We start from the raw sequence: 24,923 nt of genomic DNA, 5'->3' as shown, positions 1-24,923 counted from the left end.
GCATGGATCAGCCGACGCAACTTTTTCCGCGCTGCTTCGATGTCCGGATCCTCCTCGACGATGCGCCCCGTTACAAGGGAACGATCCATGACGACGCTGTCGCCCGGGCCCGCGGTTACAAGGCCGCCCTCATTCCCGGCGCCTTTGTTTATGGTCACATCAGCCGGGTGGCGATCGACGGCTGGGGCGCCGATTGGGCCGACCGAGGCGCCATGTCGGTGCGGTTTCGCAAGCCTGTCTACAATCGTGACGAGGTGACTGTTTCAGCAGGGTCACTCACCGACGATGGGGTGTTTCAGCGCAGCATGGTGAGTGTCCGCAATGGGGACGACGAGGAGGTGGCGACCGGATGGGTCGCGCTGGCTCACGCAGCGGTTTTACCGCCGGATCCGGCTCGATTGCGATTGCTTCCGACACCGGAAGAACCGCCTGCTGTGAGCCCCGGCAAGATTCAAGCGGGTGCGCCGCTCAAAAGCCGAGAGCGGGTTCTGTCGGCCGCAGACTTCAGCGCCTCGTTGTCGGCCTTTGCCGAAACCCACTCGATCTACGGCGATATTGGTTTCGTCCATTCTGGGATGCTGATGCGCACGGCGATGGGGGATGTCAATTCAAGTTGGAAATTCCCGGCGGCCGTTGTTCTGGTCGAAGTGGAAACGCAGCATTTTGAGAGGGTTTATCCAGGTCAGTCGATCCGCACGGCCGGACATGTGGCCGAAACCTTCGAACGCAAGGGTAAGCACTACCTGGTCACCGATGAGGTTCTTCTCGCCGATGGTCGACCCGCTGCACGGTTCAGAAGGACGCAGATCTATGGCTGATCAGCTGAGCCGGACGGTGACAGGCCTGATGGCATCCTATGCAACGACGGTGCGAGACGAGGATATCGCCCGTTTCGCGGAGCTGAGCGGCGATGACTACGAGGCGCACACGGACGCCGAGGCCATGGCCGGATCCCGTTTCGGCGGCATCATTGCCCACGGCGCGCTTCTGGTGGGTTATATGTCGGCAGCCGGTACCAAGGCGATCCACGAGGCGCGGCTGCGGGGCAGCACCATGATCCCCGTCTCGCTCGGCTTTGATCGGTTGCGCTTCGTGGCGCCGGTCTATCCCGGCGACAGGCTGGCCGTCACCTATCACGTGAGGGAGATCGACCTCGAGCGACAGAGGTCGGTCGCCGATATCGAGGTGACCAATCAGTCCGGCACCGTCGTGGCTGTCGCCGAACATCTGATGAAGTGGTTGCAATCGTGAAAGCGTTCTCCACAGTATCGCTTGCATACGGATGCAAAGGATGTATCCTGAGGGCAGACTTGGAGTGCAGCGCCGGGGAGGGCCTGCTTCAAAGTGGGAGGTTTCGAAAGATGGACGCATCTTTGTCGCGCATGCATGCGCCACGGTTGTGGCTGCCATGACGCAGCGCGGGCCGACAGAACGGCGGCAGGCTTTCGCATGGTTTACCGCCGTATCGCTGCGATGGAACGACATCGACATCTTCGGGCATGTCAACAATGCCCGCTATTACGAATTCTTCGACAGCACCGTGCTTGGTTTCCTCCATCAGAAGGAACTGGGGCTGGGCAGGGATGGCGGGGCAATGGTGGTGGTCGAGAATGGCTGCCGCTATCATCGCGAAATCGTCTTTACGGACCGGCTCGACATGGGCCTGCGCGTAGAAAGTATCGGGACCTCCTCGGTGCGATACAGGCTTGCCGCGTTCCTCAACGGATCGGATGAGGCGGCGGCTGACGGCCATTTCATTCACGTGTTCATCGATGCCGTCAGCAAGCGCCCCGCGCCGTTTCCGGCGCCGCTTCGGGCTCATCTCGAAACGATCTTGCCCCTTCCAGCTTGAGGAGTAGCTCATGGATAGAGCGTCCGTCATCAAATCCGTCGAGGCATTCCAGGTCGCCTGGAACGCGGAGGATCCGCCAGGGCGGCGCAGTGCCGTTGTGCGGGTCACCACCGAAGAGGGGCTTGTCGGGTATGGCGAGGCGTCACCGATGTTCGGCGGAGAGCATTCGCTTTGGGTGATACGCGATGCCGCAGCATCGCTGATCGGCACAGATGTCCTGGATCACGCAGTCATCTACGACCGCCTGCTGCACCGCTATGTCAAGCTCGGCCCGGAGGGCGCTGTAACCGGTGCGCTCGCGGCGCTGGACATCGCGCTTTGGGACATCAAGGGCAAGCTCTTCGGCCTGCCGGTATACAAGCTTCTGGGTGGTGCCTGGCGTCAAGAGGTGCCGTTCTATTCGTCGATCGGGGGCAATGCCAATCGCAGCGTCGACGAGACCGTGCGGGTGGTGGAACGGCGCTGGCGGGCGGAGCAGCCGGCCGCAATCAAGATCCGCTGGGACGGGGACCGCACCCGGCAGGACTACGACATCCCCGGTGACATCGCCAAGGCAAGGGCCGTGCGCCAGCTGGTGGGTGAGGGGTTCCCGCTCGCTTTCGACGCCAACAACCAATATTCGGTTGGCGGTGCCATCCGGGTCGGACGCGCACTCGAGGAACTGGGTTATGTCTGGTTCGAGGAGCCGGTGCAGCACTATGACGTGAGGGCCATGGGCGAGGTGGCGCAGCGGCTCGACATCACCGTGTCGGCGGCTGAGCAGACCTATACCACGYAGGCATTGGTCGACATGATCAATGCGGGCGTGCGCATGGTTCAGCCGGACATCGTCAAGATGGGAGGTATCACCGGGCTCATGCAGTGCGCGGCCATCGCCTATGCCCACGGAGTGGAACTGGTGCCACACCAGACACAGCCGACAATCGGCCACACTGCCAATCTGCATGTGCTCGCGACGATCATGCATCTCACCAAACCGGCGGAATTTGCCGACCCGGACACACGCATGCATCCGGCTTTCCGAAATCCGCCCAAGCCGGTTGACGGCAAGTTCGCGATCCCGATCGGGCCGGGCCTCGGATTGGAGGTAATAGATGAGGAACTGGAAGCGCGCCGTGTTGGCTAGGCATTCCACACCATGGAGGGTCACCAGGCACGCCGGAGACTGCATCGCGCCGTAGGGCGTAATCCGTGATGGCGCGGGCGAGGGGCCGGCGCCGCATATAAGCTGGGAGGAGGAACCCATGGCTTTGACAAGACGCAATTTCCTGGAACTGGCCGCGGCCACCACGGCGCTCTCGGCGGTTGGCATCGGCGCTGCCCGGGCGCAGGATGTCGATACCTTGCGGATGGGCATTGCCGCCAATGGTCCACGCCACTCGGATCCGAACCTGACGACCCAGGGATCGGACAACTGGGCCACAGAACAGATGTACGAGCAACTGGTGCGCCCGGAAGATGGGCGTTTTGCGCTTGCCCCGAATGAATACCTGCCGACGCTGGCCACCGAATGGACGCAGTCCACTGATGCCAAGGTGTGGACTTTCAAGCTTCGCCAGGGCGTGCAGTTTCACCGCGGCTACGGCGAGATGACGTCAGACGACGTCGTCTTCTCCTTCGAGCGAGCCATGAAGGAAGGAACCAATCGCACCATTCTGTCAAACATCGACAGGGTGGTCGCAAATGGTCCCTATGAGGTGACCATTCATCTCAAGCAGCCGGATGTAAACCTGCTCGGTACGTCGATCTTCAACAACAACACGTCCATCGTCTCTAAGAAGGCCTATCAGGAAATCGGAGCGGAGAAGTTTGCTACCGATGCTGTGGGGACCGGGCCCTATGAACTGGTGAAGTTTGATCCGGAAACCGGAACGAGCCTCAAGCGCCACGAAGGTTACTGGGGCGAAAAGGCGAAGATCGCCAGGGTGGAATGCGTTTACATCGCCGACACCACGGCGCGGACGCTGGCGCTGCTTTCGGGCAATGTCGACATCATAGAGGCGGTGCGGGCACCCGGATGGATCGATTCCATGCTGCAGCGCGACCCGACTCTCAAGATCGACATGACATCACCGGGCTCGTTCAACACGCTCCATGTGAACCTGACCCGTGCGCCCTTCGATAACCTCAAGGTCCGCCAGGCCTTGATGCACGCGATCGACCGACCTGCTGTAGCCCAGGCGCTTAAACCGATGGGAGGCACGATGCCAGGCCTGCAGCCTGATTTCTTCCCCGCGGGCTTCAAGACGGAGGACCTGCCACCGGAGCTGCAGTATCCATACGATCCCGAAAAGGCCAAGGCGCTGCTTGCGGAAGCGGGGCATCCCAACGRCATCAGTTTCGAGGCGCTTTGCAGCCAACGCGAGGATTATTCCTCAACCATGCTGATCGTTCAGGAGCAACTGCGCCTTGCCGGCTTCAATATGAACCTGAAGATCATGGACCACACGGCTTACCACGCGGCGAACCGCTCGGATCAGAACACGCTGGCAATGCATTCGTCGAGCTATCCACCCATTCCGACGCAGATCTATTTCCAGCAGCTGGCGAAGGCATCGGAGGTCAAGGCGGATGGTTCCGGGGGCGGCAACTACAGCCATTACGGCGCTGCCATGCCCGGTATCGACGACAAGCTCGCAAAGGCCCTGCAGGCGACGGACTACGATACCTACCTCGCGCTCTGTAAGGAGATCGAGTTGCAGGTTCTGCGGGATCTTCCTTTGATCGGTTTGTCCTCTCTCGGCTTTACGGCGGTCCGCGCCGCCCGCGTCGATCTCGGCTACCCTGTCCAAAGCGGCTATGCACGGTGGCGTTTCCATCGCGCGACCAAGACGGCCTAGTGCTTCCTCAACAATCCAGGGATCTTCGCCTTCGCGAGGATCCCCAAACTTGGTGATCCGCATGGCCCGCTACATCCTTCTTAGAATGGCTGACGCAATTCCGACGCTTTGGTTGGTGCTGACGCTTGTCTTTATCGCGATGCGAATTCTGCCCGGTGATCCGGCGCTTGCTGCACTCGGGGACGCGGCTTTGCCAGAGCAGTTGGCGGAATTTCGCGAGCGCATGGGACTGAACGTACCGCTTTGGCAGCAGTATCTGAATTTCCTCGGTGGCGTGTTGACGCTCGATTTCGGACGATCGCTCCTGTCCAATACGCCGGTGCTCACCCTGATCGCCCAGAACCTTCCTTACACGATAGAACTTACCGCTGCGGCGATGCTGATGGGGATCGTCGCGGGCATTCCGCTCGGAGTGCTCGCCGGCACCAACCGAAACAGGATCCCCGATACGGGCGTACGTGTGTTTTCGCTGATCGGCTACGCCGTCCCCGACTTCTTCCTCGGCGCCGTCCTGTTGATCACCTTCTCGCTCAATCTTGGATGGTTCCCGATCAATGGGGCTGGCACAGATTTCGCGAGCCGTATCCACCACGTCTTTCTTCCGGCACTCACGCTTGCCTTCGTCAAGGCGGCCTTTCTTGGTCGACTGACCCGCACAAGCCTGCTCGAAGTGCTCGGGCGGGATTACGTGCGCACTGYCCGGGCCAAGGGCGCCAAGGAGAGCAGGGTGATTTACCGGCACGGCCTGCGAAACGCTCTCCTGCCGATATCGACAGGGCTTGGGCTCAGCCTCCTGTCGACACTTTCTGGATCTGTTGCCATCGAGCTGGTGTTTAACCGGCCCGGCATTGGTCGTTTGCTGATCGATGCGATTGCCCAGCGCGATTATGCAGTGATCCAGGGTGGGGTACTGGTTTTTGCCGGCTTCGTCGTCCTCATCAATCTGTTGATGGACCTGGTCTATGTTGTTGTCGATCCACGCGTGAGGGTGAAGTAAGATGTCGCTCTTTACGGAAGAAACCCTCCGCGTTCCGGCTGTTGAGCCAGGCGTTTTCACCAAGGTCAGGAAGATCCTCTTCGGCCGGGCCGAGACTGCCTTTGCCAGCGCCATCATCGTGGTGTTCGTCCTGGTCGCCCTGTTGGCCCCTTGGCTGGCGCCTTACGATCCATTGGCCCAGTCGATCATCAAGATCAACCGCCTGCCCAGCCAGGACAACTGGCTTGGGACTGATCAGTTCGGGCGCGATGTGTTGAGCCGGCTCATCTATGGCTCGCGCAATTCACTGCTTTTCGGCTTCATCTCTCCAGTCCTGGCGGCCTTGTTTGGTACGATACTTGGCGTGATTGCCGGATATTTCGGGGGGGGCGCCGACCGCCTGATCTCTCGCCTCATCGACCTGCTGCTGGCATTCCCTGAATTGCTGCTTGCGATCTTGATTGCCGCGGTACTGGGTGGCGGCTTCTGGAACATCATTGCGGTGATCACGGTGGCCTTCATTCCAGGCTTTGCGCGCGTGGCCAGAGCCCAGACGCTGTCGATAAAGCAGGAGCCTTATGTCGAAGCGGCAATCGCGGTGGGCGTGCGAACACCCGTCATCATCATCCGGCACGTCATCCCCAACATCATGGCGCCGATCGTCGCGCTGATGACGCTCTGGGTTGCATCGGCAATCCGCATCGAAGCCTCGCTGAGTTTCCTTGGTATAGGTACCAGAGCCCCCAATCCGAGCTGGGGCAACATCATCCGTGACGGGCTCAACAGCCTTTTCGGCTCGCCGTGGCCAATCATCGGGGCGGGTATCGCCATCACGCTGGTGGTGCTGTCCTTCAACCTGGTCGGTGATGCCATCCGCGATGCGCTCGATCCGTCGACGGCACGATAGGAGAACGGCATGAACGCGGTAAGTACGGTAGCAGAACACATTCTCCCCGTTGGCGGACCCGAGCCACTGCTGTCAGTGCGCAACCTGAGGACCTCGTTCCTGACCCAGCAGGGCTGGACCGAGATCGTGAAAGGTATCGATTTCGATATCGGGGCAGAAGAAACGCTGGCGGTCGTGGGCGAGTCTGGTTCGGGAAAATCGGTAACGGCGTTGTCGATCATGCGTCTACTCGACCCCGAGATGAGCCGGATCGAGGGATCTGTCAAGCTGGCTGGCCAGGACCTGCTGAAGCTCTCTCCGRCCGCCATGCGCAAGATCCGGGGCCGGCAGATCGGGATGATCTTCCAGGAGGCGATGACAAGCCTCAATCCGCTCCAGACGGTCGGTCAGCAGATCGCCGAAGTGCTGACCATCCATGGTACGCATTCGGGGCAGGCAGCGATGAAGGAGGCCGGGCGCCTGCTTGAGCGCGTACGCATACCCGCCGCGTCCTCACGTCTCAAAGACTACCCCCACGCCCTGTCGGGCGGCATGCGGCAACGCGTGATGATTGCCATGGCGCTCGCCTGCAAGCCGAACCTTCTGATCGCCGACGAACCGACTACCGCGCTCGACGTGACGATCCAAGCCCAGATCCTGCAGTTGATCAAGCAATTGCAGAAGGAGGAGGGCATGGGCGTTCTGTTCATCACCCACGATATGGGGGTTGTCGCCGAGATTGCTGATCGCACCGTTGTGATGTTGCAAGGCAGTGCGGTCGAATCCGACAGCACCGACGTGATATTCGAAGCTCCCCAAAACCCCTATACCCGCGCGCTGATTGCCGCTGTGCCGCGACTGGGGCAGGGCAGCGAAAAGGGACCGCAGCATTTTCCGGTGCTCGACCGTGCCACGGGGCTGGTAGTCGCCGGCCGCGAGCGACCGGACACTGTGCGCAAGGCAGAGCCGGTGCTGCGCGTCAAGGAACTCGTCAAGCGGTTTGATATTGCCGGCGGATTGTTTTCCGGTCCCGCAGGTCGTGTGCATGCAGTGGAGAAAGTGAGCTTCGATCTAAGAGCCGGCGAGACACTGTCGTTGGTGGGAGAATCCGGGTGCGGCAAGTCAACGACCGGGCGTGCCATCATGCGGCTGGTCGAACCGGACAGCGGTGAAATCAGCATAGATGGCACCGACATCAGAGTGCTTGACAGGCATCGCATGCGTGACATGCGACGACATATCCAGATGATATTCCAGGACCCGTATGCCAGCCTCAATCCGCGCATGCAGGTGGGCGATGCCATTGCAGAGCCATTCCTCACTCACAGGCTTGGCACAAGGGCGCAGGCTCGTGACAAAGCCATGGACCTCCTGGAAAAAGTAGGCCTGGCCACCGAGATGGCCACTCGCTATCCGTCGCAATTCTCCGGCGGGCAAAGGCAACGCATCTGCATTGCCAGGGCCCTTTCCCTGGAACCGAAAGTGATCGTCGCAGATGAAAGCGTGTCGGCCCTCGATGTCTCGATCAAGGCCCAGGTAGTCAATCTGATGATGGATCTGCAGGAGCAGTTCGGACTGTCTTACCTGTTCATCTCTCACGATATGGCGGTTGTTGAACGGATCAGCCACCAGGTCGCGGTAATGTATCTGGGTGAGATCGTGGAGAAGGGACCGGTCGCAGCCGTCTTCGGTAATCCGCAGCACCCCTATACCCGGCGCCTGATGGCTGCCGTGCCTGTGCCCGACCCGGCGCGCCGGAAGCAGTTGCGGCCAGTTAGCAACGACGAGGTCAGAAGCCCGATCCGCCCCGTCGACTATAGCCCGCCGGTGAGAACTTACCGGCAAGTTTCGCCTGGTCACATTGTCCAGCTTTGGGGCGACGACTGGAAGATCTAGGAAGTCCTGCTTCGGTAGCGAGGATAAAGGTGCAGCTTTGACGCCGAGCCCGCAGAAGATGCGGCTAGAAAGGACGGTCACATGACTTATCAGGCTTTGGTAACCTCGCGCGGAGAAGACGGAAGCATATCCTCAAGGGTCGAAACCTTGAGTGAAGATCGTCTTCCTGAAGGCGATGTGACCGTTGACGTGGAATGGGCAGGGCTCAACTACAAGGACGGACTTTGCCTTACAGGTGGCGGGGGGCTCGTGCGGACCTACCCCCATGTGGCGGGGATCGACTTCRCCGGCACGGTGCGTGACAGCCTCGATCACCGCTACAAGCCTGGCGACCGGGTTGTGCTGACAGGATGGCGCGTGGGGGAAACCCATTGGGGTGGTTATAGCCAACGAACCCGGGTCAAGGCGGACTGGCTCGTGCCCCTGCCGAACCGGCTTTCAACGCGGGATGCGATGACCGTTGGAACGGCAGGGCTGACCGCCATGCTGGCGATCGGCCGATTGGAAACGCTCGGACTAAACACCGAGGGCGGCGAAGTGCTGGTGACAGGAGCGGCCGGCGGAGTGGGGTCCATTGCCATCGCACTTCTGGCTCGTCTCGGTTATGAGGGCGTGGCGCTCTCCGGCCGACCGGAACATTCGGAGACTCTGAAGAAACTCGGCGCCACGGCAATCTTGCCGCGCGAGGAGTTTCTCGCTCAGTCGGATAAACCGCTGGAATCGGCGCGTTGGGCAGCGGTGATTGACAATGTCGGCGGTAAGATCCTCGGCAAGGCACTCAGGCAGGTGAAATATGGTGGCGCCATTGCTGCCGTTGGCAATGCGGCGGGCATCGCTCTGGAGACGAATGTGTTGCCCTTCATCCTGCGAGGGGTAACATTAAGCGGTATCGACAGCGTCATGCAGCCGTATGCCGCGCGCATTGCCGCCTGGGAGCGCATCGCCAAAAACTTCGATCTTGCCGCCTATGGCGGACTTGTGGAGGAAGTCGGTCTTGCCGATCTGCCCGAAGCGGCAAACCGCATTCTCGCGGGGCAGGTGCGGGGCCGAGTAATCGTTCCGTTGGTATAAGGCAAAGGCGCAACCGACCGCTCAAGTCTTCCTTTGCGCGTTCCCATCCAGGCCCGCATCCCTGGGCATAAAGGATACCCATGGCTATCACCTATCTGAAGCGCGGCAAGCCCGATACGCTTCGCATCGAAGAGAACACCCAGGTACGTTCAGTTGTCGAAGGCATCCTCAGCGATATCGAGATGCGCGGCGATGCTGCGATACGCGAATTGTCGGCCAAATTCGACAAGTATAAGCCGGAGTCGTTTCGCCTAAGCGACGGAGATATCGATGCCCTGATGAACAGGGTGTCGCCGCGAGATATGGCAGATATCAAGTTTGCGCAGGCACAGGTTCGCAACTTCGCGCAGGCTCAGCGCAATTCCATAAAGGATATAGAGGTCGAGACGCTGCCCGGAGTGATCCTTGGTCATCGGAACATACCGGTCCGCTCGGTGGGCTGTTACATCCCTGGCGGCAAGTTCCCGATGGTTGCGTCGGCACACATGTCCGTGGTGACTGCCGCCGTCGCAGGCGTTCCCCGTATCGTGGCAGCTACCCCGCCATTCAAAGGGGAGCCGAACCCGGCGGTCATCGCAGCAATGAAGCTCGGCGGTGCGCATGAAATCTATGTCATGGGAGGGGTTCAGGCGGTCGGGGCGATGGCGATCGGGACCGCTTCGATCAAGCCGGTCGACATGCTTGTCGGTCCAGGCAATGCATTCGTTGCCGAAGCGAAACGCCAGCTTTACGGCCGAGTCGGCATAGATCTATTTGCCGGCCCAACCGAGACCATGGTCATCGCCGACGACACGGTCGATGCGGAAATCTGCGCCACGGATTTGCTTGGGCAGGCCGAGCACGGCTACAACTCTCCCGCGGTCCTGTTGACCAATAGCAGGCTCCTCGCAGATGCCACGCTGCGCGAAATCGACCGTCTTCTCGCCATCCTGCCGACTGCGGATACGGCGCGGCCCAGTTGGGAGGATTATGGCGAAGTGATCGTCTGCGATACGCATGAAGAGATGCTCGACGTTGCCAATGAAATCGCAAGCGAACATGTTCAGGTCATGACCGATCGAGACGACTGGTATCTGGAGAACATGCACAGTTATGGGGCCCTGTTTCTCGGCGCACGCACCAACGTCGCCAATGGTGACAAGGTCATCGGTACGAACCACACACTGCCCACGAAAAAAGCCGGTCGCTACACCGGCGGTCTGTGGGTTGGCAAATTCCTCAAAACCCACAGTTACCAGAAGGTACTTACGGACGAAGCGGCCACAACGATTGGCTCTTATGGTTCGCGCCTTTGCCTCCTTGAGGGATTTGTGGGCCACVCCGAGCAATGCAACCTGAGGGTCAGGCGCTTCGGGGGGCGATCCCTCGGCTATGGACAGGCCGCCGACTGATTTTTCGTAAGCCTGCCGTCGAGGGGGTGTTGAATGCCTTTGTGATGGCGGGACTGCGCCGTGAGTGTATCTAGAGAGCACACGCGCCTACTTATATCCGCCATCCGCCCCGGCAAAGAACGAGACTTTGTCCGACAACTCCCCTAGGTCATCCTTGAGGCCGTTTTGCACTCAACCGATTCCACGGTCAGCCGATGCACCTGGCCATCCCGTCCGCTCCAATTGATCGATTGGCCGGGAGCCAGTCCAAGCAGAGCAACTCCAATCGGCGTCAATACGCTCACCATTGAACGCTCGATATCGGCTTCGCCTGGATAGCAAAGTGTCACCGTTCTTACTTGGCCGGTCTCGGTCTGATATGACACGGTTGACCCGAGACCAACGACATTCGCTGGGAATTGATCGTCTAGGACGACCGATGCCCTTTCGAGTTCGCCCAGCAATTCATCGGCGACGTCGAGATCGCGGCCAGATGCGGCGAGCGCCAGCGAGGTCAGGCGAGAGTGCTCTGTCTCACGCACGATGATCTCCGGCTTATTGTTCAGGGGGGATTTCGCTTCCATAGTTCAAGCCTCTTCACGCGATTCTTAGGCCGCGCACCAACGGGTGGATGGTATGATGGAATAGGGTGGTATCGCGCAGGACCGGTGGGGGTTAAGCTCCCGGGATTAGGTGCGCGACAGCAGCCAAAACCCGGGCTAGTGTCCTTCGATTGGACACTCTCGGCGAAGACAGAAGCTATGGAGATCCGAAATCTTCATCATGTTTTCATAGATGAAGCCGCTTGGGGAAGAAGTCAAGGTATGTCCAAAGTAGCCGCGTTTGGCGTTTATATTCCTGTCCGTGCTATGTTCCGGTCGATGTCGGCGGTTCGCCTACAAATCACTGCGGCCAAAGGCGCGACGAACGATGCCGCGGCGCTGGAGCTTATGGCTTGTCTGAGCCTGATTTTGAGGCTCAGGTCCGTCTGGCGTTCGCCAAACTCCAGGCAGCCGGGAGATGTAAGCTTGAATATATCGTTGATGTGGCGACCTTCCACACCGATCCCGAAAATCAGTTCGGCACGGCAGCCGCTGGTCCAGTGCGTGCACGGTCGCGCCGTGTTCCGCCGCGATGATCAGTGACGTGCCGAGACAGAGCAGCATCAGTAGCGATCGCCATCCCGCATTGATCGTACGAGATCGGTGGCACTCTGGGACTGAGGCGACATCGCTGCCGTCAGCGATTGAAGCAGGGCGGCATCGATCGGCTTGCGCCGTCTAGCCACGGCGGTGAGTCGCGCAACCGGCTTGCCGCGGCGGGTAATATCGATCGAAACGCCTGCCTCGACGCGGTCGACCAACTCACTCAGATGGGCTTTGGCATCCGCCAGATTAATCGTGTCCACGCAATTCTCCTGACCATACAGATGGTAATATAGTATGTTGGTCTTCCGAATTACCACCGGCTATCCTTCTCCGTTCCTYATTGAAAAGGCGCGGCGAACGATGCCGTGACGCTGGAGTTTGTCGTAGAAAGTCTTGCGGGGAATGYCGAGCGCGGCGATCGTTTCCTGGACATTGCCGCCATGGGCCGAAAGCGTGTCGCGGATGATTTCTGCCTCGAGCCGCTCCAGCCTTTCAGGAAGGGTGCCGGAGGCCGCCTCAGGCGTGGCTGTATTCGACGAGACTGTGGCTGGGGCCATCCCCAGCACGGCGCGCTCAGCAAAATGGGAAAGTTCCCGGACATTGCCCGGCCAGTCGTGTTCCCGCAGGTGACGGAATATTTCGGGGGAGATGGCCGGGACCTCCCTCTRGAAACGCTGCGCCGCCCGCTCCACAAAATAGGTGTACAACAGCGGAATGTCGTCACGCCGCTCGCGCAGCGGCGGAATGGAAAGCGCCACGACGTTCAGCCGATAATAAAGGTCCTCGCGGAAAGACTTCCGTTGTGCGGGATCGGCCAGATCGACCTTGGCGGCCGCCACGACGCGGATATCCACCGGGCGGACTTCGTTCGTGCCGAGCGGTGTCACCTCACGCATTTCAAGCACGCGCAGCATCTGGACCTGCGTGGAGGGCGGCATGCTTTCCAGCTCATCGAGAAAGAGCGTGCCGCCGCTCGAATGCTCGATACGGCCGACCCGCCTTTTCTGCGCTCCCGTGAAGGCACCCGCCTCGTGGCCGAACAGTTCGCTTTCGATCACCTGTTCCGGAAGGGCGCCACAGTTGAGCGCCACGAAATTACCCTTTGCCCGGCGGCTCCAGTCATGGAGCAGCCGGGCCACGACTTCCTTGCCGCTGCCGGTTTCGCCCGTCACCAGCACGTCGACATCCGTATCGGCGATTTGCCGCAGCGTTTCGCGGAGCCGCTCCATGACGGGTGTTTGGCCGAGAAGAGGGAAGTTATCCTCCATTTGCCGGGAAGCTTCCCGGAGGTGGCGGTTTTCCATGATGAGACTGCGCTTTTCCGCGGCGCGCCGGACGCATTGGATCAGGCGCTCGGCGGGGAAAGGCTTAGCGATGAAATCATAAACCCCATCCTGAATGGCTTTCACGGCAGTCGGAATGTCGCCGTGGCCGGTCACCAGGATGACGGGGATTTCGGCGTCGAGGTCGCGGATGCGCTCGAAGAGCTGCAGGCCGTCCAAGCCGGGCATACGGATATCGGAGACGATGACGCCGGGAAACGTTGCATCGAGCAAGGGTAGGGCGTCCTTGGCGGATGCAAGAGGGGAGACATCGAAACCGGCAAGCTCCAGCGTCTGCGCTGTGGCACGCAGAAGCTGCCGATCGTCGTCGATCAGCAGGATGGGTACGGCTGCGTTCATTCTCCAGCCTTTCGTAAATGGACCAGGAAGCGGGTGCCGCTCGTCCCAGTTTCGACCTCCAGGCGTCCGCCATAATCCGAGATGATGTCCTTCGCGATCACGAGCCCGAGGCCAAGGCCTCCTTCCTTCGACGTATTGAAGGGCTCGAAAAGGGAGTTCAGGATATCAGGCTCGATGCCAGGTCCATTATCGGAGATCGAGACGGTGACTTCGGAACCTTCGGCGGCGATAGAGATGTCGACGCGGCCGTCCGGTCTGGTCTCTACCGCCTCGAGCGCGTTCTGGAAGAGGTTGATGAACACCTGTTCCAACCTCAATCGACTGCCCATGACCCGAAGCCCATCCGGCATTGGGTCGATCATCAGCCGCTCGAGCCTTCCGGTGAACCGGCTGCGAAGCAGCATGACCGCGCCTGCGATGACCTCGCTAAGATTGACCGGTTCTTCGCCGGTGCGTCCCTTGCGTGCAAATGTCTTCAGGTTTTCCGTGATCGCCGCGATCCTGTCGGTAAGCCCGGCAATGAGATCGAGGTTTTCGTCCACGGCATCCGTCTTGCGGCGTTCGAGGAATATCTTCGAATTATCGGCATAGGCGCGGATGGTGGCGAGCGGCTGGTTGATTTCATGGGCCACGCCCGCCGCGACCTGACCGAGGATGGCCAGCCGGTTTGCCTGTACGAGATCCTGCTGCACGGCCTGTAGCTTCGTCTCGGTTTCGCGGTGGTCGGCGATTTCGCCCTGCAGGCGATCGTGGGCAAGGCTCAGATCGCGGGTGCGGTCGATCACGCGGCATTCGAGTTCTTCGCGCGCTGCCTGCTCTCTTATTGCATTGGCAAACGCCGTCTGACGTCGACGCAGCCAGATGGCGGCCGCAACGGCGATCGCGCCGAGGGCGAGCAGCGCCAGTAGGCGCGCTTCCCGCACGCCGGCGGCAACCGCTCCTTCGGTCGGGACGAGATATTCGAACTGCCATGGCGTCGAGGGAACCTGCGTCGTGATCCTGAGATAGGTTTCAGAACTGCCGCCGGGCTGCACGGCGCGGACAAGAGAAATGCCGCCGTCAAGCGCCTCCATCGTCCGAAGAGGCAGCGGAAGAAGAGGAGCTTCGCCGAACTGCAGGCTTTGCCGGATGGCGGAGAGGCTTGTCGGCGGAAGCCTCTCCGTCGTCATGAAGCGCCAGGAGGGAATGCTGGTGATCAATACGACGTCGTTGGGGTCGACGACGAAGGAGGGGCGCGATGTCTCGTGCCAGTCCTTTTCCAGCTGGTCGAACTCCATCTTGACGACGACGACACCGAGCGGGGATGCCGCCGGTCCGACCCTGTGGGAGATATAAAGGCCTGGCCGCTTGCTGACCGTGCCGAGCGCGAAATGCTCCGCGGTGCCATCCTTCATCCCACCGGAGAAATAGGCCCGGAAGGCATAGTCGTTGCCGACGAAACTGGTCGGCTCACGCCAATTGCTCGCCGAGATCGCCACCCCCTTGCGGTCGATAACATAGATGACCGCGGCACTCGTGCCGGCCACCAGCTCTTCGAGCTTGCGGTCGAGGGCCTGCCGTTTCGAGGACTCTGTGCTTGTCAAGGCGTCCTCGACGTCGCGGTCGCGGGAAAGCAGGAAAGGCAGGGCGCGCGGACGCTCCAGGACGGCGCGCAGAAGAGCAACCTTCAGGTTCGCGTCGGTTCGGCCCTGGTCCTCCAATACCGTCAGTGCGGAGGAACGCCCATAGTTTCCGGCTGCGTGGAGCATGGCTGCCGATATCAGGAGAAGTGCTGCCCCAAACGCGATCCATTGCCGCCGCGCCCGGCGGAGCAGTTCTGCTTCTTTGTTCGCTGTGGCAAGCGCATCCATCGGAAATGTTGAGCATAAAATCGCACTTTGCTCAATCAAAATTGTGCGAAACTTCGCACATGCGTCGCGCATACGCGACATGTCTGTGGCGAGAAGAAAGTAATTTCAAGGCATTAGCGCTCCCGCTACCCGATTGGCACGATGCTTGCTGCTCCTTTCTGGATAACAGCAAGTAGTCCCCGGGAAGAGCCAGGTCTCCTGGTCGGGGTGCGAAAGGAGGAAATCGTGAACATCCCATCCGCCGTCACGGAGAAGCGTGACGCTCTGCCATTTTATCGTCACCTCTATTTCCAGGTGATCGTGGCAATCGTTGCCGGCATGCTTGTTGGCCACTACTATCCCGATTTCGGCGCCGGCCTGAAGCCGCTCGGCGACGCATTCATCAAGCTGGTGAAGATGATCATCGCCCCGGTGATCTTCCTTACGGTTGCGACCGGCATAGCCGGCATGTCCGATCTGAAGAAGGTCGGGCGCGTTGCCGGCAAGGCGATGATCTACTTCCTGACCTTCTCCACGCTGGCGCTGGCCGTGGGCATGATCGTCGCCAATGTGGTGCAGCCGGGAGCGGGCATGCACATCGATCCCGCGTCGCTCGATGCGAACGCCGTGGCGACCTATGCGACGAAGGCGCATGAATCGACCATTACCGGCTTCCTGATGAACATCATTCCGCAGACCATCGTCGGCGCCTTCGCCGATGGGGATATCCTGCAGGTCCTGTTCTTCTCGGTGCTTTTCGGCGTGGCTCTCGGCATGGTCGGCGAGCAGGGCAAACCGGTCGTCGATTTCCTGCAGGCGCTGACGACGCCGATCTTCCGCCTGGTGGCGATCCTCATGAAGGCGGCACCGATCGGCGCATTCGGTGCGATGGCGTTTACGATCGGCAAATATGGCATCGGCTCCGTCGCCAATCTCGCCTTCCTGATTGCGACCTTCTACATCACCTCGTTCCTTTTCGTGTTCGTGGTGCTTGGCGCGGTTGCGAAATACAACGGCTTCTCGATCCTGGCGCTTATCCGCTATATCAAGGAAGAACTGCTCCTCGTGCTCGGCACATCCTCGTCCGAGGCAGCGCTTCCGGGCCTGATGCAGAAGATGGAGCGGGCCGGATGCAAACGGTCGGTTGTCGGTCTCGTCATTCCGACGGGCTATTCCTTCAATCTCGACGGAACCAATATCTACATGACCCTTGCCGCGCTCTTCATCGCGCAGGCCGTCGACATCCCGCTGTCGCTGGGGGATCAGATCCTTCTGCTGCTCGTCGCCATGCTGAGCTCGAAGGGAGCGGCCGGCATCACCGGCGCCGGGTTCATCACGCTGGCTGCAACGCTCTCTGTGGTGCCGTCCGTGCCGGTAGCCGGCATGGCGCTCATCCTCGGCATCGATCGGTTCATGTCGGAATGCCGTGCGCTCACGAACTTCGTCGGCAATGCAGTGGCGACGATCGTCGTTGCCCGCTGGGAAAATGAACTCGATGTCGAGAAGCTCAATGAGGCCCTGAAGGGCACACCCGGGTCGACTGCCGAGCAACCCGCTTTGCAGCCCGCCGAGTAATCGGCCACAACCAGTATCGACCCCATTGAAGCAGTAAACCCCGCGAGAGCGGGGTTTACTTTTTTGGGAAACCTCAGTTTTACCCCGCGGCACGGCGGATCGATTTGGACATCCGGACGAGAAAAGCAGGCCGCGAGGAGGCCAGCAGCTTCCAGGAAAGCACCGCCGTCGCCATGCGCTGCGGAAGCACTCCGACTGCCAGGAACCAGGCCGAAAGGACCATGCGTCGCCGCAGCGACATGTTCATCTTGAGGCTCGCCTCCGCACCGGCAACGGCAAGACCCAGTCGGGAATCGTCCGGGACAGGATGCTGATGACGATCGACGCAAAGGGAGGCCAATCTCTCTTCGAGATGGACCGGATCGTGAAGAGTGACATTGTCCGGCACCTTGATCCCGACCTGGGCAGCCTCGCCGGTCAGGGCCTGCAATCGCAGGAAATCATGCTGGACGCGCCAGCGGGCCCTTTGCCCGAGCTTTTCGGCGAAGACCGAATGGTTTTCGCCATGGATGCGATAGGCGCCGAGGCATTCTTCGATGGATTTCACCCGGCCGTAAAGCGGCGCGACGGTAGCGAGATAGCCATCGGCTCCTTGCCGGAATTCAGCCTCCGGAACCGGCATGATCCGGTTCAGTGTTGGTCGGTCGAAGGCAAGTCCGCTGGTGACGGTGGTCTGGTACCGACCTTTTCGTAGGAGCTGCCGGGTTACGTCTCCCGAATCGAAAGGCACTTCGGGTGGAGGGAAGACGTCCTTGATGTTCTGGCCCTCGTCGACGATGTGCAGGCGGAACTGCACCTGTGACGTCGAGGTGTCGTGAGCCTTCACGATTTCGGAAACGGCGTTCGGGTAAAGATAGTCGTCCGCATCGAGGAAGAGGACGATTTGGYCGTGGCTGGCCGCAAAGCCGGTATTGAACGCGGCGCCGTGACCGCCGTTGATCCTTTTTAAGAAGGATTTTATCCGCTCTCCGTAGGAGTTGATGACGGGAACTGTATCGTCCGTGGATGCGTCATCGACGACGATGACCTCCACATCCGGATGTGTCTGCGCAAGAGCGCTGTCTATCGCGCGCCTGAGAAAGCGGGCGTAATTGAAACTGGTGATAATGATGGAGACGGGGATACCGTCGGCAGTCATAGAATACATCGCGGAACCTCGCACTGGTGCTTTGGTCGTGACGAATTCTTCATAAGACGCTGCTGTGGCGATGACGTGGCCGCAAGCTCTATTTGGAGAAGCTTGCGGTTTTCGACCGTTTCGTTAGGCGGAGCGCAGGATGTTAGCGCGATCGTCAGACCTTCCAGACTCCGCTGGCTGCGGTACGGCGGACATAATCGGAAAAGTCCCGCGCGGGGCGTCCCAGCGCCTGTTCCACGCCGTGCATAACTGACGTATTGCGTCCGTCCAGCACGACCGTGAAGAGTTCGAGCAGCAGGTCAATGACGCCCTGGGAAGCATGAGGAGCCAGGCTTTTCGCGAACTCCTCGGGCGAAATCTGCCGGTAGCGGACAGGTCTTCCAATCGCCTGCGAGATTTCTCCGGCTGCCTGCGCAAACGTGAGCGCACGAGGTCCGGTTACCTCATAAAGCTGGTTCATATGCCGATCGCCGGTCAGCGCCGCCACCACCACGTCGGCAATGTCATCCACATCGATGAACGGTTCCGGCACCGGGCCCGCCGGCAATGCGATCTCGCCCGCCAGTACGCTGTCCAGCAGATAGCTTTCCGAGAAATTCTGGCTGAACCAGCTTGCGCGAACGATGGTCCAGGGAATGCCGGAAGCCTGCAGAGCAGCTTCCGCGCGCTGGGCGCCTGGTTCACCGCGACCCGACAGAAGGACCAGGTGCTTCAGTTCTTTCTCCTGCGAGATCCGGCAGATCTCTTCGATGGCTTCTGCAGCGCCCTCCACGGCCAGATCCGGTTGGAACGTGACATAAGCGCGCGTCATGCCATCGAATGCGGCGGCCCAGCTCTCGGGCCGTTCCCAATCGAACGGTATCTCGCTTGATCGCGAAACGGCGCGTGTCTCAATGCCGCGCTCCTTCAGGCGCGCATTCACGCGAGCGCCGGTCTTCCCGTTGGCGCCGATGATGAGGATCCTGTCCTGTTGCATGGTCATTCCTCCGAGTTAATACGAGGAAATCTCGTATTTGACAAATCGATAAACTCTCGTATTTTGAAAGTCAAGTGAATTAGAAAGTTCTTGAAAGATGCCGAAGGCGCGAGCCGAGCAGCTTCATACGGTAAAGGGTACGGCAGGGGTCGCTCGATTGACGCCGACGCAGAAGCGTAGCCGGGAGCGTTTCGAGAAAATCCTGGCCTGTGCCGAGGGGTTGCTGCTGGAGAAGGGGAGCGATGCTTTCCGCATGAGCGACATCGTCGAACGCGCGGGTGTTCCGTTCGGATCGCTCTACCAGTATTTTCCCGATAAGACCGCTATCATCGGAACGCTTGCGGAGCGATACAATCTCCTGGGACACGAATGCGTTCGCAAGGAGCTGGAAGYGATGCGCGGCACAGAGGACGTGCACACTGCTCTCGCCAACATCACCGATGGCTTCTACCGAATGTATCGTGATGAACCGGTCATGGTGGTGATCTGGCAAGCGACGCTCGCCGATCGTGCCCTTCAAAGCTTCGACAAATCCGACGGGGAGTATCTGGCAGGTCTTTTCCAGGACGCCCTGTCGCGCTTCATCGACAGTGATCCGAAAGAGTTAAAGACCTTTTCACAGCTCAGCATGACGCTCATCGCGGCGGCTGTTCGCTACGCGATCACGCTGGACGAGCCGGACGCGAAACGCGTGCTTGCCCAATTCAAGCGGACACTGCCCAATCAACCCGCGCAGCTATGGGCTCAATGAGCCAGCTGGAACTCTGGAAACGCGCCGCCTAGACAGACGTCAAATGCGGCGACCCGTCTGCTTGTCGAACAGATGAACAGCGGTGGGGTCCATGGCGATCCCGACCGTATCGCCGAAATGGATATCGAGACGCTCCCGGAACAGGCAGGCGATATCCTCGCCCCCGGCATCGAGCCGGACATAGATTTCAGAACCGGTTCCCTCGACAAGCGTCGCCTTGCCTTCGATGCCGCCGGAAGCCGCCCGAATGTGTTCCGGGCGAATGCCGTAGACCAGATCGCGCCCTCCTGCCGTGGCGGGTACATCCTGCGGCAAGGGAAGGGCTAGGCCTCGCGTGGTACGAAAAACACCTTCCTCGATGCGGCCGGCGAGAAAGTTCATTGCAGGAGATCCGATGAAGCCGGCGACGAACATGTTGGCTGGGCGATCATAGAGTTCCAACGRCGCTCCCACCTGCTCGATATAGCCATCATGCAGCACGACGATCTTGTCGGCCATGGTCATTGCTTCCACCTGATCATGCGTGACGTAGATCGTCGTCGTGCCGATGCGCTGGTGCATCGTCTTGATCTCGCCGCGCATCTGCACTCGAAGTTTGGCGTCGAGGTTCGACAGCGGTTCGTCGAAGAGGAAGACCTGAGGGTCCCGCACGATGGCGCGGCCCATGGCGACGCGCTGGCGCTGGCCGCCGGAAAGCTGTTTCGGATAGCGGTCGAGCAGCTTGTCGAGACCGAGGATGGCGGCGGYGTTCTTCACCTTGCCGTTGATCTCGGCTGGGTCGGCCTTCTTGAGCTTCAACGCGAAGCCCATATTGTCCTCCACCGTCATATGCGGGTAGAGCGCATAATTCTGGAAGACCATGGCTATGTCGCGGTCGCGGGCTGGGAGGTTCGACACCTCGCGCGGACCGATCCGGATTTCGCCGCCGCTGACTTCCTCAAGGCCCGCGATCATGCGAAGCAGGGTGGACTTGCCGCAGCCGGATGGCCCGACCAGCACGACGAACTCGCCATCGGCTATATCGATGYTGACGTCGTGAATGACCTTGACCGGGCCGAAGTGCTTCTGGACGTTCTGAATATTGACGTGTGCCATGATGATTGCCTTTTGCGAGGGAAGCGGAGCTGCTTCATCCTCCCTTGACTGCGCCTGCGGTGAGACCCGCCACGATTTGCCTTTGTGCGAACATCGTCAGAAGCAGCACCGGCAGGGTCACGATCAGTGCTGCTGCGGCCAATGGTCCCCAGCTTACCTGCTCGAAGGAGAGCATGTTGTAGACCGCAACAGGGAGCGTGCGCGTCTCGCGGTTCGCCAGCACGATGCCGAAGACGAAGTTGTTCCACGAAAAGATCAGGGCAAGGATGAAGGAAACCACGATGCCGGGTTTGGCGATCGGCAACGCGATCAGGCGGAAGACCTGCCAGGAGGTCGCACCATCGATGTTGGCTGCCTCTTCCAGCTCCATCGGCGTCGTCTCGAAATAGCCGATCATGATCCACACGACGATCGGCACGGTGACGACCAAGTGAATGATGATCTGGGGCCACAGCGTGCCGATGAGGTTCAGCCACTGGAACAGAAGGAAAAGCGGAATGAGGAAGGAGAGGCCTGGCGTCATGCGGGCGATCATGATGACGACCGCCGATTTCTCCGCCTTCAGCCGCGCGATGCCGTAGCCGGCCGGTACGCCGATCACAAGCGCGAGCAGTGTTGCCGCTCCTGTGACCAGCACGGAATTCCAGAAATAGAGAAGGAAGTTATTTTCCTCGAATACCTTCAGGTAATTCGACCAGGCGAAGTTTTCCGGAATGAGTATGGGCGGATAGGCGCCGTTGTCGATTTCGTATTTAAGCGACAGTGAGATCATCCAGAGGAAGAACAGGACGACCGGCGAGACCATCACCAGGGCGACGAAGAGAAGACCGAGTTTGTCGAGCGTCTTGCGTCTCATCAGCGGTTCTCCACGTCGGACCAGTTGGCGCGCTGGCGGACCATCAGCAGCACGAAGGACAGCGCAATGATGACGAGGAAGAATACGACGGCCATGGCCGAGCCGTAGCCGATGTCGTAATAGGCAAAAGCCGTGTTGTAGAGATAGATGTTGATCGTTTCCGATGCCGTGCCGGGCCCGCCTTGCGTCATCGCATAGATGATGTCGAAGCTTTTGACGGCATCGATCGAGCGGATGATTACGGCAATCATCAGGAACGGGGCGATCATCGGCATGGTCAGGTATCGGAATTTCTGCCAGGCGTTTGCACCATCGATTTCAGCGCTTTCATAGGGCTCGCGCGGCACCGCGGCCAAGCCTCCGAGAACGATGAGCATGACGAGCGGAGTCCATTGCCAGGTCTCCACCAGAACCAGGGAGGGAATGACCGTCGACTGGTTGTAGATCCATTCCTGCGGACCGAGACCGACGAGCAACAGCAGATAGTTCAAGACCCCGAGCTGAGGGTGGAACATCATCGTCCAGACGAGCGCCACCGCCACGGGGGTCGCCATCATCGGCATGACGAAGACGCCGCGCAAAAAGCCACGCAAGGGGAATTTCGCATCGAAGACAAGCGCCGCCAGCGTACCGAGAAACAGGGGCAGGACCACGGAGAGGGCCGTGTAGACCGCCGTGTGCCACAACGATTCCCAGAAGCGGGCGTCCTGCGCCAGGCGCACATAGTTCGCAAGGCCTGCGAAGACACGCGGCTGGCCAAGCGTCCAGCTGTTGACGCTCATCCATAAGGTGAAGACCCAGGGAAATACGATCACGGCCGCGATCACGATCAGGGCGGGCAGGACGAAGGGCCAGTAGTTGGGAGCAAGCCGTGAAGGCTTGCTCCTTTTCTTCTGCTTGCCCCGCGTCATCGGATCATCGATGCTCACGGACGCCATTATCCCTCGCTTCGCGCCRGAACCGGTTCGAACTGAGCGGTTGCGCTCTTGAGTTCGGCTTCCGGGTCGGCCCCGCCGATCATGTTGGTGAGAGCCACGCCGTAGATGTCGCGGAACTCGGTGACCGGGATGATGACGGGGAGGGCGAGGCGGGAGACCTTGCCAGAAGCGACGACGGCGTCGAGCCATTCGCCGGRCATCTTCACGCCTTCGCGCACTTTCGCATCTTCCAGGATCGACTGGCGATAGGGCACGCCCGCGCCGGCTTGCAGCAGTCGAGCTCCCATGTCATGCGAAATCACCCATTGGCAGAAGAGATAGCCGGCTTCCTTCTTGGTGCTGGCCTCGACCACGCCTATGCCGTCACCGAAGGTGCCAGCGGCTTGCGCGGCCGGTCCCTTGGGGATGACGCCATAGCCGACCTTGCCGACGACGCGGGATTTCTGCGGATCTTCGATCGGGGGCGCAAAGCCGACGCCATCGAACCACATACCGACCCTGCCCTGCAGAAAGGCGGATTGCGCCTCTGCCCAGTTGAAGCCGGAGACGCCAGGAGGAGCGGCTTTCGTCATCAGGCGCTGATAGAGCTTGGCGGCTTCCACAGCTTCCTTCGATGTGGCCTGCACCTTCCCATCCGCGCTGATCGGGGTTGCGCCATAGCCGAGCATCAACGAGGTCCATACCGGCGTATTCGCGTTCTTGAGGCCGCGCGCCACGAAGCCATAGGTGTTGCTGGACGGGTCGGTTATCTTCTCCGCGGCCGCAACCAGCTCATCGAAGGATGTGGGGTAGGAAAGGCCGTGCTTTTCGAAAAGCTCCCGGTTCCAGTAGACGATCCAATAATCCACGGAGAAGGGCAGTGAGCGCATCGTGCCGTCGGAATCCTTGGCGAAGAGCAGGCCGGCTTCCGCAAAATCGCCTTCCACCAGTGACGGGTCGGTCAGCGATGGGTCGTTCATGAAGCCGCTAATGTCGGCGAGCCAACCGCCTTTTTCGAATTGTCGCTTCTGCACGTGATAGCTCAGATGCACCACGTCGAAGCTCGGTTTGCCGGTGCTGAGCTCGATGACGGTCTTCTGCCGCTGCTGCTGTTCGGGCGTGGCTTCCGCGTTGACCTTGATGCCGGTCAATTCTTCGAATTCCGACAGGTGCTTCAGAATGATCTCGCTGCGCGGGCTCTTGACCAAATTCACGTCGAGCGTGGTGCCTGCGAAGCGCTTCCAGTCGACCGCGGCGGAAGCCGGACGGCCACCGATGAGCGCAGCACCGCCGATCGCCGCGCTTGCAGCCAGGAACTGCCGTCGTGTCGGTTTGAGAATCGAAGTCGTCATACCCTGTCCTCCCTTGGCGGCCACGCCTCCTCGCGTGGCCGGTTGACGTTCATACTGCCAGTGCGCGGTCCCTCGCGTTGCAGATATGTGCCGTAAGGCACTGGACCGCATCCTCTACCGATCGGCTCTCGATCGCTTCGAGAACCAAAAGATGCTCCTTCATGACCGGTCCCACCCGGCCCTCGATGCGGAAGCGCTCCTGGTTGATCAGCCGCATCTTGATCGAGTTTACCCTATAGGCATTGGAGATGATCGAATTGCCCATGGCATCGATGAAGGCGTCGTGCATTCCCCAATCCGTCGCCTGGGCGCGCTGTTCGAGCTCGGGCGAGGGGCCGGCGGCGGCAAGTTCCCCGGCGATGTCGCGATGCTGCTTCAGGAGCCGCTGGACCTCGGCATCGCTTGCATTGCGGGTGAAAAGCGCCACTGCTTCCCTTTCGAGGATCAGGCGGAATTGGAACGCCTCGCGGATAAGATGGATATCGATATGGGCGATCTGCAGCCCGCGCTGGGGCACCGTCTTGATCAATCCCTCGGCCTCAAGCCTCGGGATGAGTTCACGGATGGCCCCGAGCGTCAGGCCGGTCAGCTCGACAAGACGGCGCTGGGAGATGAACTGACCGGGACGCACATCCCGAGCCAGCAGGTGGCGTGTGAAGCTTTCATACGCCTTTTCCCTCAATCTCACCTGTTCGCCGGCTTCATCCACGCGA

The 24,923-nt window shown here is 60.3% G+C and carries 23 protein-coding genes and 1 pseudogene; 13 read left to right on the top strand and 11 right to left on the bottom strand.

What is annotated here, in order from left to right; all coding sequences use genetic code 11:
• The first annotated feature begins 2 nt into the window (after nt 1-2).
• From LCM4573_RS28050 to hisD, 10 genes are all read left to right on the top strand, one after another.
• Entirely contained in the window at nt 3-818 is an 816-nt protein-coding gene (locus LCM4573_RS28050; RefSeq protein ID WP_071005718.1) for a MaoC family dehydratase, read from the top strand.
• Nucleotides 811-1,251, top strand: coding sequence for a MaoC/PaaZ C-terminal domain-containing protein (locus LCM4573_RS27170; protein ID WP_157895494.1), 441 nt, complete (start codon nt 811-813; stop codon nt 1,249-1,251). Before LCM4573_RS28050 ends, LCM4573_RS27170 begins: the two co-directional genes overlap by 8 nt.
• A 157-nt stretch (nt 1,252-1,408) precedes the next feature.
• Nucleotides 1,409-1,852 (top strand): thioesterase family protein, encoded by a 444-nt coding sequence (locus tag LCM4573_RS07900; RefSeq protein WP_071005927.1) that lies wholly within the window; start codon nt 1,409-1,411, stop codon nt 1,850-1,852.
• 10 nt (nt 1,853-1,862) lie between these two features.
• On the top strand, nt 1,863-2,978 hold the full coding sequence (locus LCM4573_RS07895) for a mandelate racemase/muconate lactonizing enzyme family protein (protein ID WP_071005717.1): 1,116 nt from the start codon (nt 1,863-1,865) through the stop codon (nt 2,976-2,978).
• Between the two features lie 118 nt (nt 2,979-3,096).
• Nucleotides 3,097-4,692, top strand: coding sequence for an ABC transporter substrate-binding protein (locus LCM4573_RS07890; RefSeq protein WP_071005716.1), 1,596 nt, complete (start codon nt 3,097-3,099; stop codon nt 4,690-4,692).
• A 61-nt stretch (nt 4,693-4,753) separates the two neighbouring features.
• A complete protein-coding gene (locus tag LCM4573_RS07885) occupies nt 4,754-5,689 on the top strand; it encodes an ABC transporter permease (RefSeq protein WP_071005926.1) in 936 nt (311 codons plus the stop codon).
• Between the two features lies 1 nt (nt 5,690).
• Nucleotides 5,691-6,575, top strand: coding sequence for an ABC transporter permease (locus tag LCM4573_RS07880; RefSeq protein ID WP_071005715.1), 885 nt, complete (start codon nt 5,691-5,693; stop codon nt 6,573-6,575).
• A 9-nt stretch (nt 6,576-6,584) separates the two neighbouring features.
• A complete protein-coding gene (locus LCM4573_RS07875) occupies nt 6,585-8,450 on the top strand; it encodes a dipeptide ABC transporter ATP-binding protein (protein ID WP_071005714.1) in 1,866 nt (621 codons plus the stop codon).
• An 81-nt stretch (nt 8,451-8,531) separates the two neighbouring features.
• A complete protein-coding gene (locus LCM4573_RS07870) occupies nt 8,532-9,521 on the top strand; it encodes an acryloyl-CoA reductase (protein ID WP_071005713.1) in 990 nt (329 codons plus the stop codon).
• An 80-nt stretch (nt 9,522-9,601) separates the two neighbouring features.
• Nucleotides 9,602-10,912 (top strand): histidinol dehydrogenase, encoded by a 1,311-nt coding sequence (gene hisD / locus LCM4573_RS07865; RefSeq protein ID WP_071005712.1) that lies wholly within the window; start codon nt 9,602-9,604, stop codon nt 10,910-10,912.
• A gap of 143 nt (nt 10,913-11,055) precedes the next feature.
• On the opposite strand, the gene rnk is transcribed toward hisD, so the two are convergent.
• Entirely contained in the window at nt 11,056-11,475 is a 420-nt protein-coding gene (rnk, locus tag LCM4573_RS07860; RefSeq protein WP_071005711.1) for a nucleoside diphosphate kinase regulator, read from the bottom strand.
• A 353-nt stretch (nt 11,476-11,828) separates the two neighbouring features.
• Between rnk and LCM4573_RS28485 the strand changes: the two are divergent.
• Nucleotides 11,829-11,987: pseudogene (locus LCM4573_RS28485) on the top strand (RidA family protein); the annotation flags it as partial.
• A gap of 69 nt (nt 11,988-12,056) precedes the next feature.
• Here LCM4573_RS28485 and LCM4573_RS07850 read toward each other — a convergent pair.
• The 3 genes from LCM4573_RS07850 to LCM4573_RS07840 are packed head-to-tail and all read right to left on the bottom strand — an operon-like array spanning nt 12,057 to nt 15,571.
• Nucleotides 12,057-12,299: a type II toxin-antitoxin system Phd/YefM family antitoxin gene (locus LCM4573_RS07850; RefSeq protein WP_071005709.1), complete on the bottom strand. Its 243-nt coding sequence runs from the start codon at nt 12,297-12,299 to the stop codon at nt 12,057-12,059.
• 60 nt (nt 12,300-12,359) lie between these two features.
• On the bottom strand, nt 12,360-13,721 hold the full coding sequence (locus LCM4573_RS07845; protein WP_071005708.1) for a sigma-54 dependent transcriptional regulator: 1,362 nt from the start codon (nt 13,719-13,721) through the stop codon (nt 12,360-12,362).
• Complete coding sequence (locus LCM4573_RS07840) at nt 13,718-15,571, bottom strand: ATP-binding protein (protein WP_071005707.1); 1,854 nt, start codon at nt 15,569-15,571, stop codon at nt 13,718-13,720. The genes LCM4573_RS07845 and LCM4573_RS07840 overlap by 4 nt, the downstream gene beginning before the upstream one ends.
• Nucleotides 15,572-15,793: 222 nt before the next feature.
• Here LCM4573_RS07840 and LCM4573_RS07835 point away from each other — a divergent pair, with 222 nt between their 5' ends.
• Nucleotides 15,794-17,125, top strand: a complete 1,332-nt coding sequence (locus LCM4573_RS07835) for a dicarboxylate/amino acid:cation symporter (protein ID WP_071005925.1) — start codon at nt 15,794-15,796, stop codon at nt 17,123-17,125.
• A gap of 79 nt (nt 17,126-17,204) precedes the next feature.
• Here LCM4573_RS07835 and LCM4573_RS07830 read toward each other — a convergent pair whose 3' ends face one another.
• The gene (locus LCM4573_RS07830) at nt 17,205-18,263 is read right to left on the bottom strand and encodes a glycosyltransferase family 2 protein (RefSeq protein WP_407071719.1); all 1,059 of its coding nucleotides are present in this window, start codon (nt 18,261-18,263) and stop codon (nt 17,205-17,207) included.
• A gap of 154 nt (nt 18,264-18,417) precedes the next feature.
• On the bottom strand, nt 18,418-19,239 hold the full coding sequence (locus LCM4573_RS07825) for an NmrA family NAD(P)-binding protein (protein ID WP_071005705.1): 822 nt from the start codon (nt 19,237-19,239) through the stop codon (nt 18,418-18,420).
• Between the two features lie 97 nt (nt 19,240-19,336).
• On the opposite strand from LCM4573_RS07825, the gene LCM4573_RS07820 reads away from it, so the two are divergent.
• A complete protein-coding gene (locus LCM4573_RS07820) occupies nt 19,337-19,990 on the top strand; it encodes a TetR/AcrR family transcriptional regulator (protein ID WP_071005704.1) in 654 nt (217 codons plus the stop codon).
• 39 nt (nt 19,991-20,029) lie between these two features.
• Here the strand turns inward: LCM4573_RS07820 and LCM4573_RS07815 are convergent, their stop codons facing one another.
• From LCM4573_RS07815 to LCM4573_RS07795, 5 genes are read right to left on the bottom strand one after another with little or no spacing between them, the layout of a single operon-like run.
• On the bottom strand, nt 20,030-21,085 hold the full coding sequence (locus LCM4573_RS07815) for an ABC transporter ATP-binding protein (RefSeq protein ID WP_071005703.1): 1,056 nt from the start codon (nt 21,083-21,085) through the stop codon (nt 20,030-20,032).
• Nucleotides 21,086-21,119: 34 nt separating this feature from the next.
• Nucleotides 21,120-21,941, bottom strand: a complete 822-nt coding sequence (locus LCM4573_RS07810; RefSeq protein ID WP_071005702.1) for a carbohydrate ABC transporter permease — start codon at nt 21,939-21,941, stop codon at nt 21,120-21,122.
• A complete protein-coding gene (locus LCM4573_RS07805; protein ID WP_071005701.1) occupies nt 21,941-22,879 on the bottom strand; it encodes a carbohydrate ABC transporter permease in 939 nt (312 codons plus the stop codon). Before LCM4573_RS07805 ends, LCM4573_RS07810 begins: the two co-directional genes overlap by 1 nt.
• Nucleotides 22,879-24,210, bottom strand: coding sequence for a sugar ABC transporter substrate-binding protein (locus tag LCM4573_RS07800; protein ID WP_071005700.1), 1,332 nt, complete (start codon nt 24,208-24,210; stop codon nt 22,879-22,881). Before LCM4573_RS07800 ends, LCM4573_RS07805 begins: the two co-directional genes overlap by 1 nt.
• A 49-nt stretch (nt 24,211-24,259) precedes the next feature.
• Nucleotides 24,260-24,919 (bottom strand): GntR family transcriptional regulator, encoded by a 660-nt coding sequence (locus tag LCM4573_RS07795; RefSeq protein WP_071005699.1) that lies wholly within the window; start codon nt 24,917-24,919, stop codon nt 24,260-24,262.
• Nucleotides 24,920-24,923 lie beyond the last annotated feature (4 nt).

Origin of the sequence: Rhizobium sp. LCM 4573 (genome assembly GCF_001854865.1) — a bacterium.
Taxonomy (GTDB): domain Bacteria; phylum Pseudomonadota; class Alphaproteobacteria; order Rhizobiales; family Rhizobiaceae; genus Neorhizobium.
Note: the sequence above shows the minus strand (reverse complement) of the source record. Positions and strands in the feature narration are given on the sequence as shown.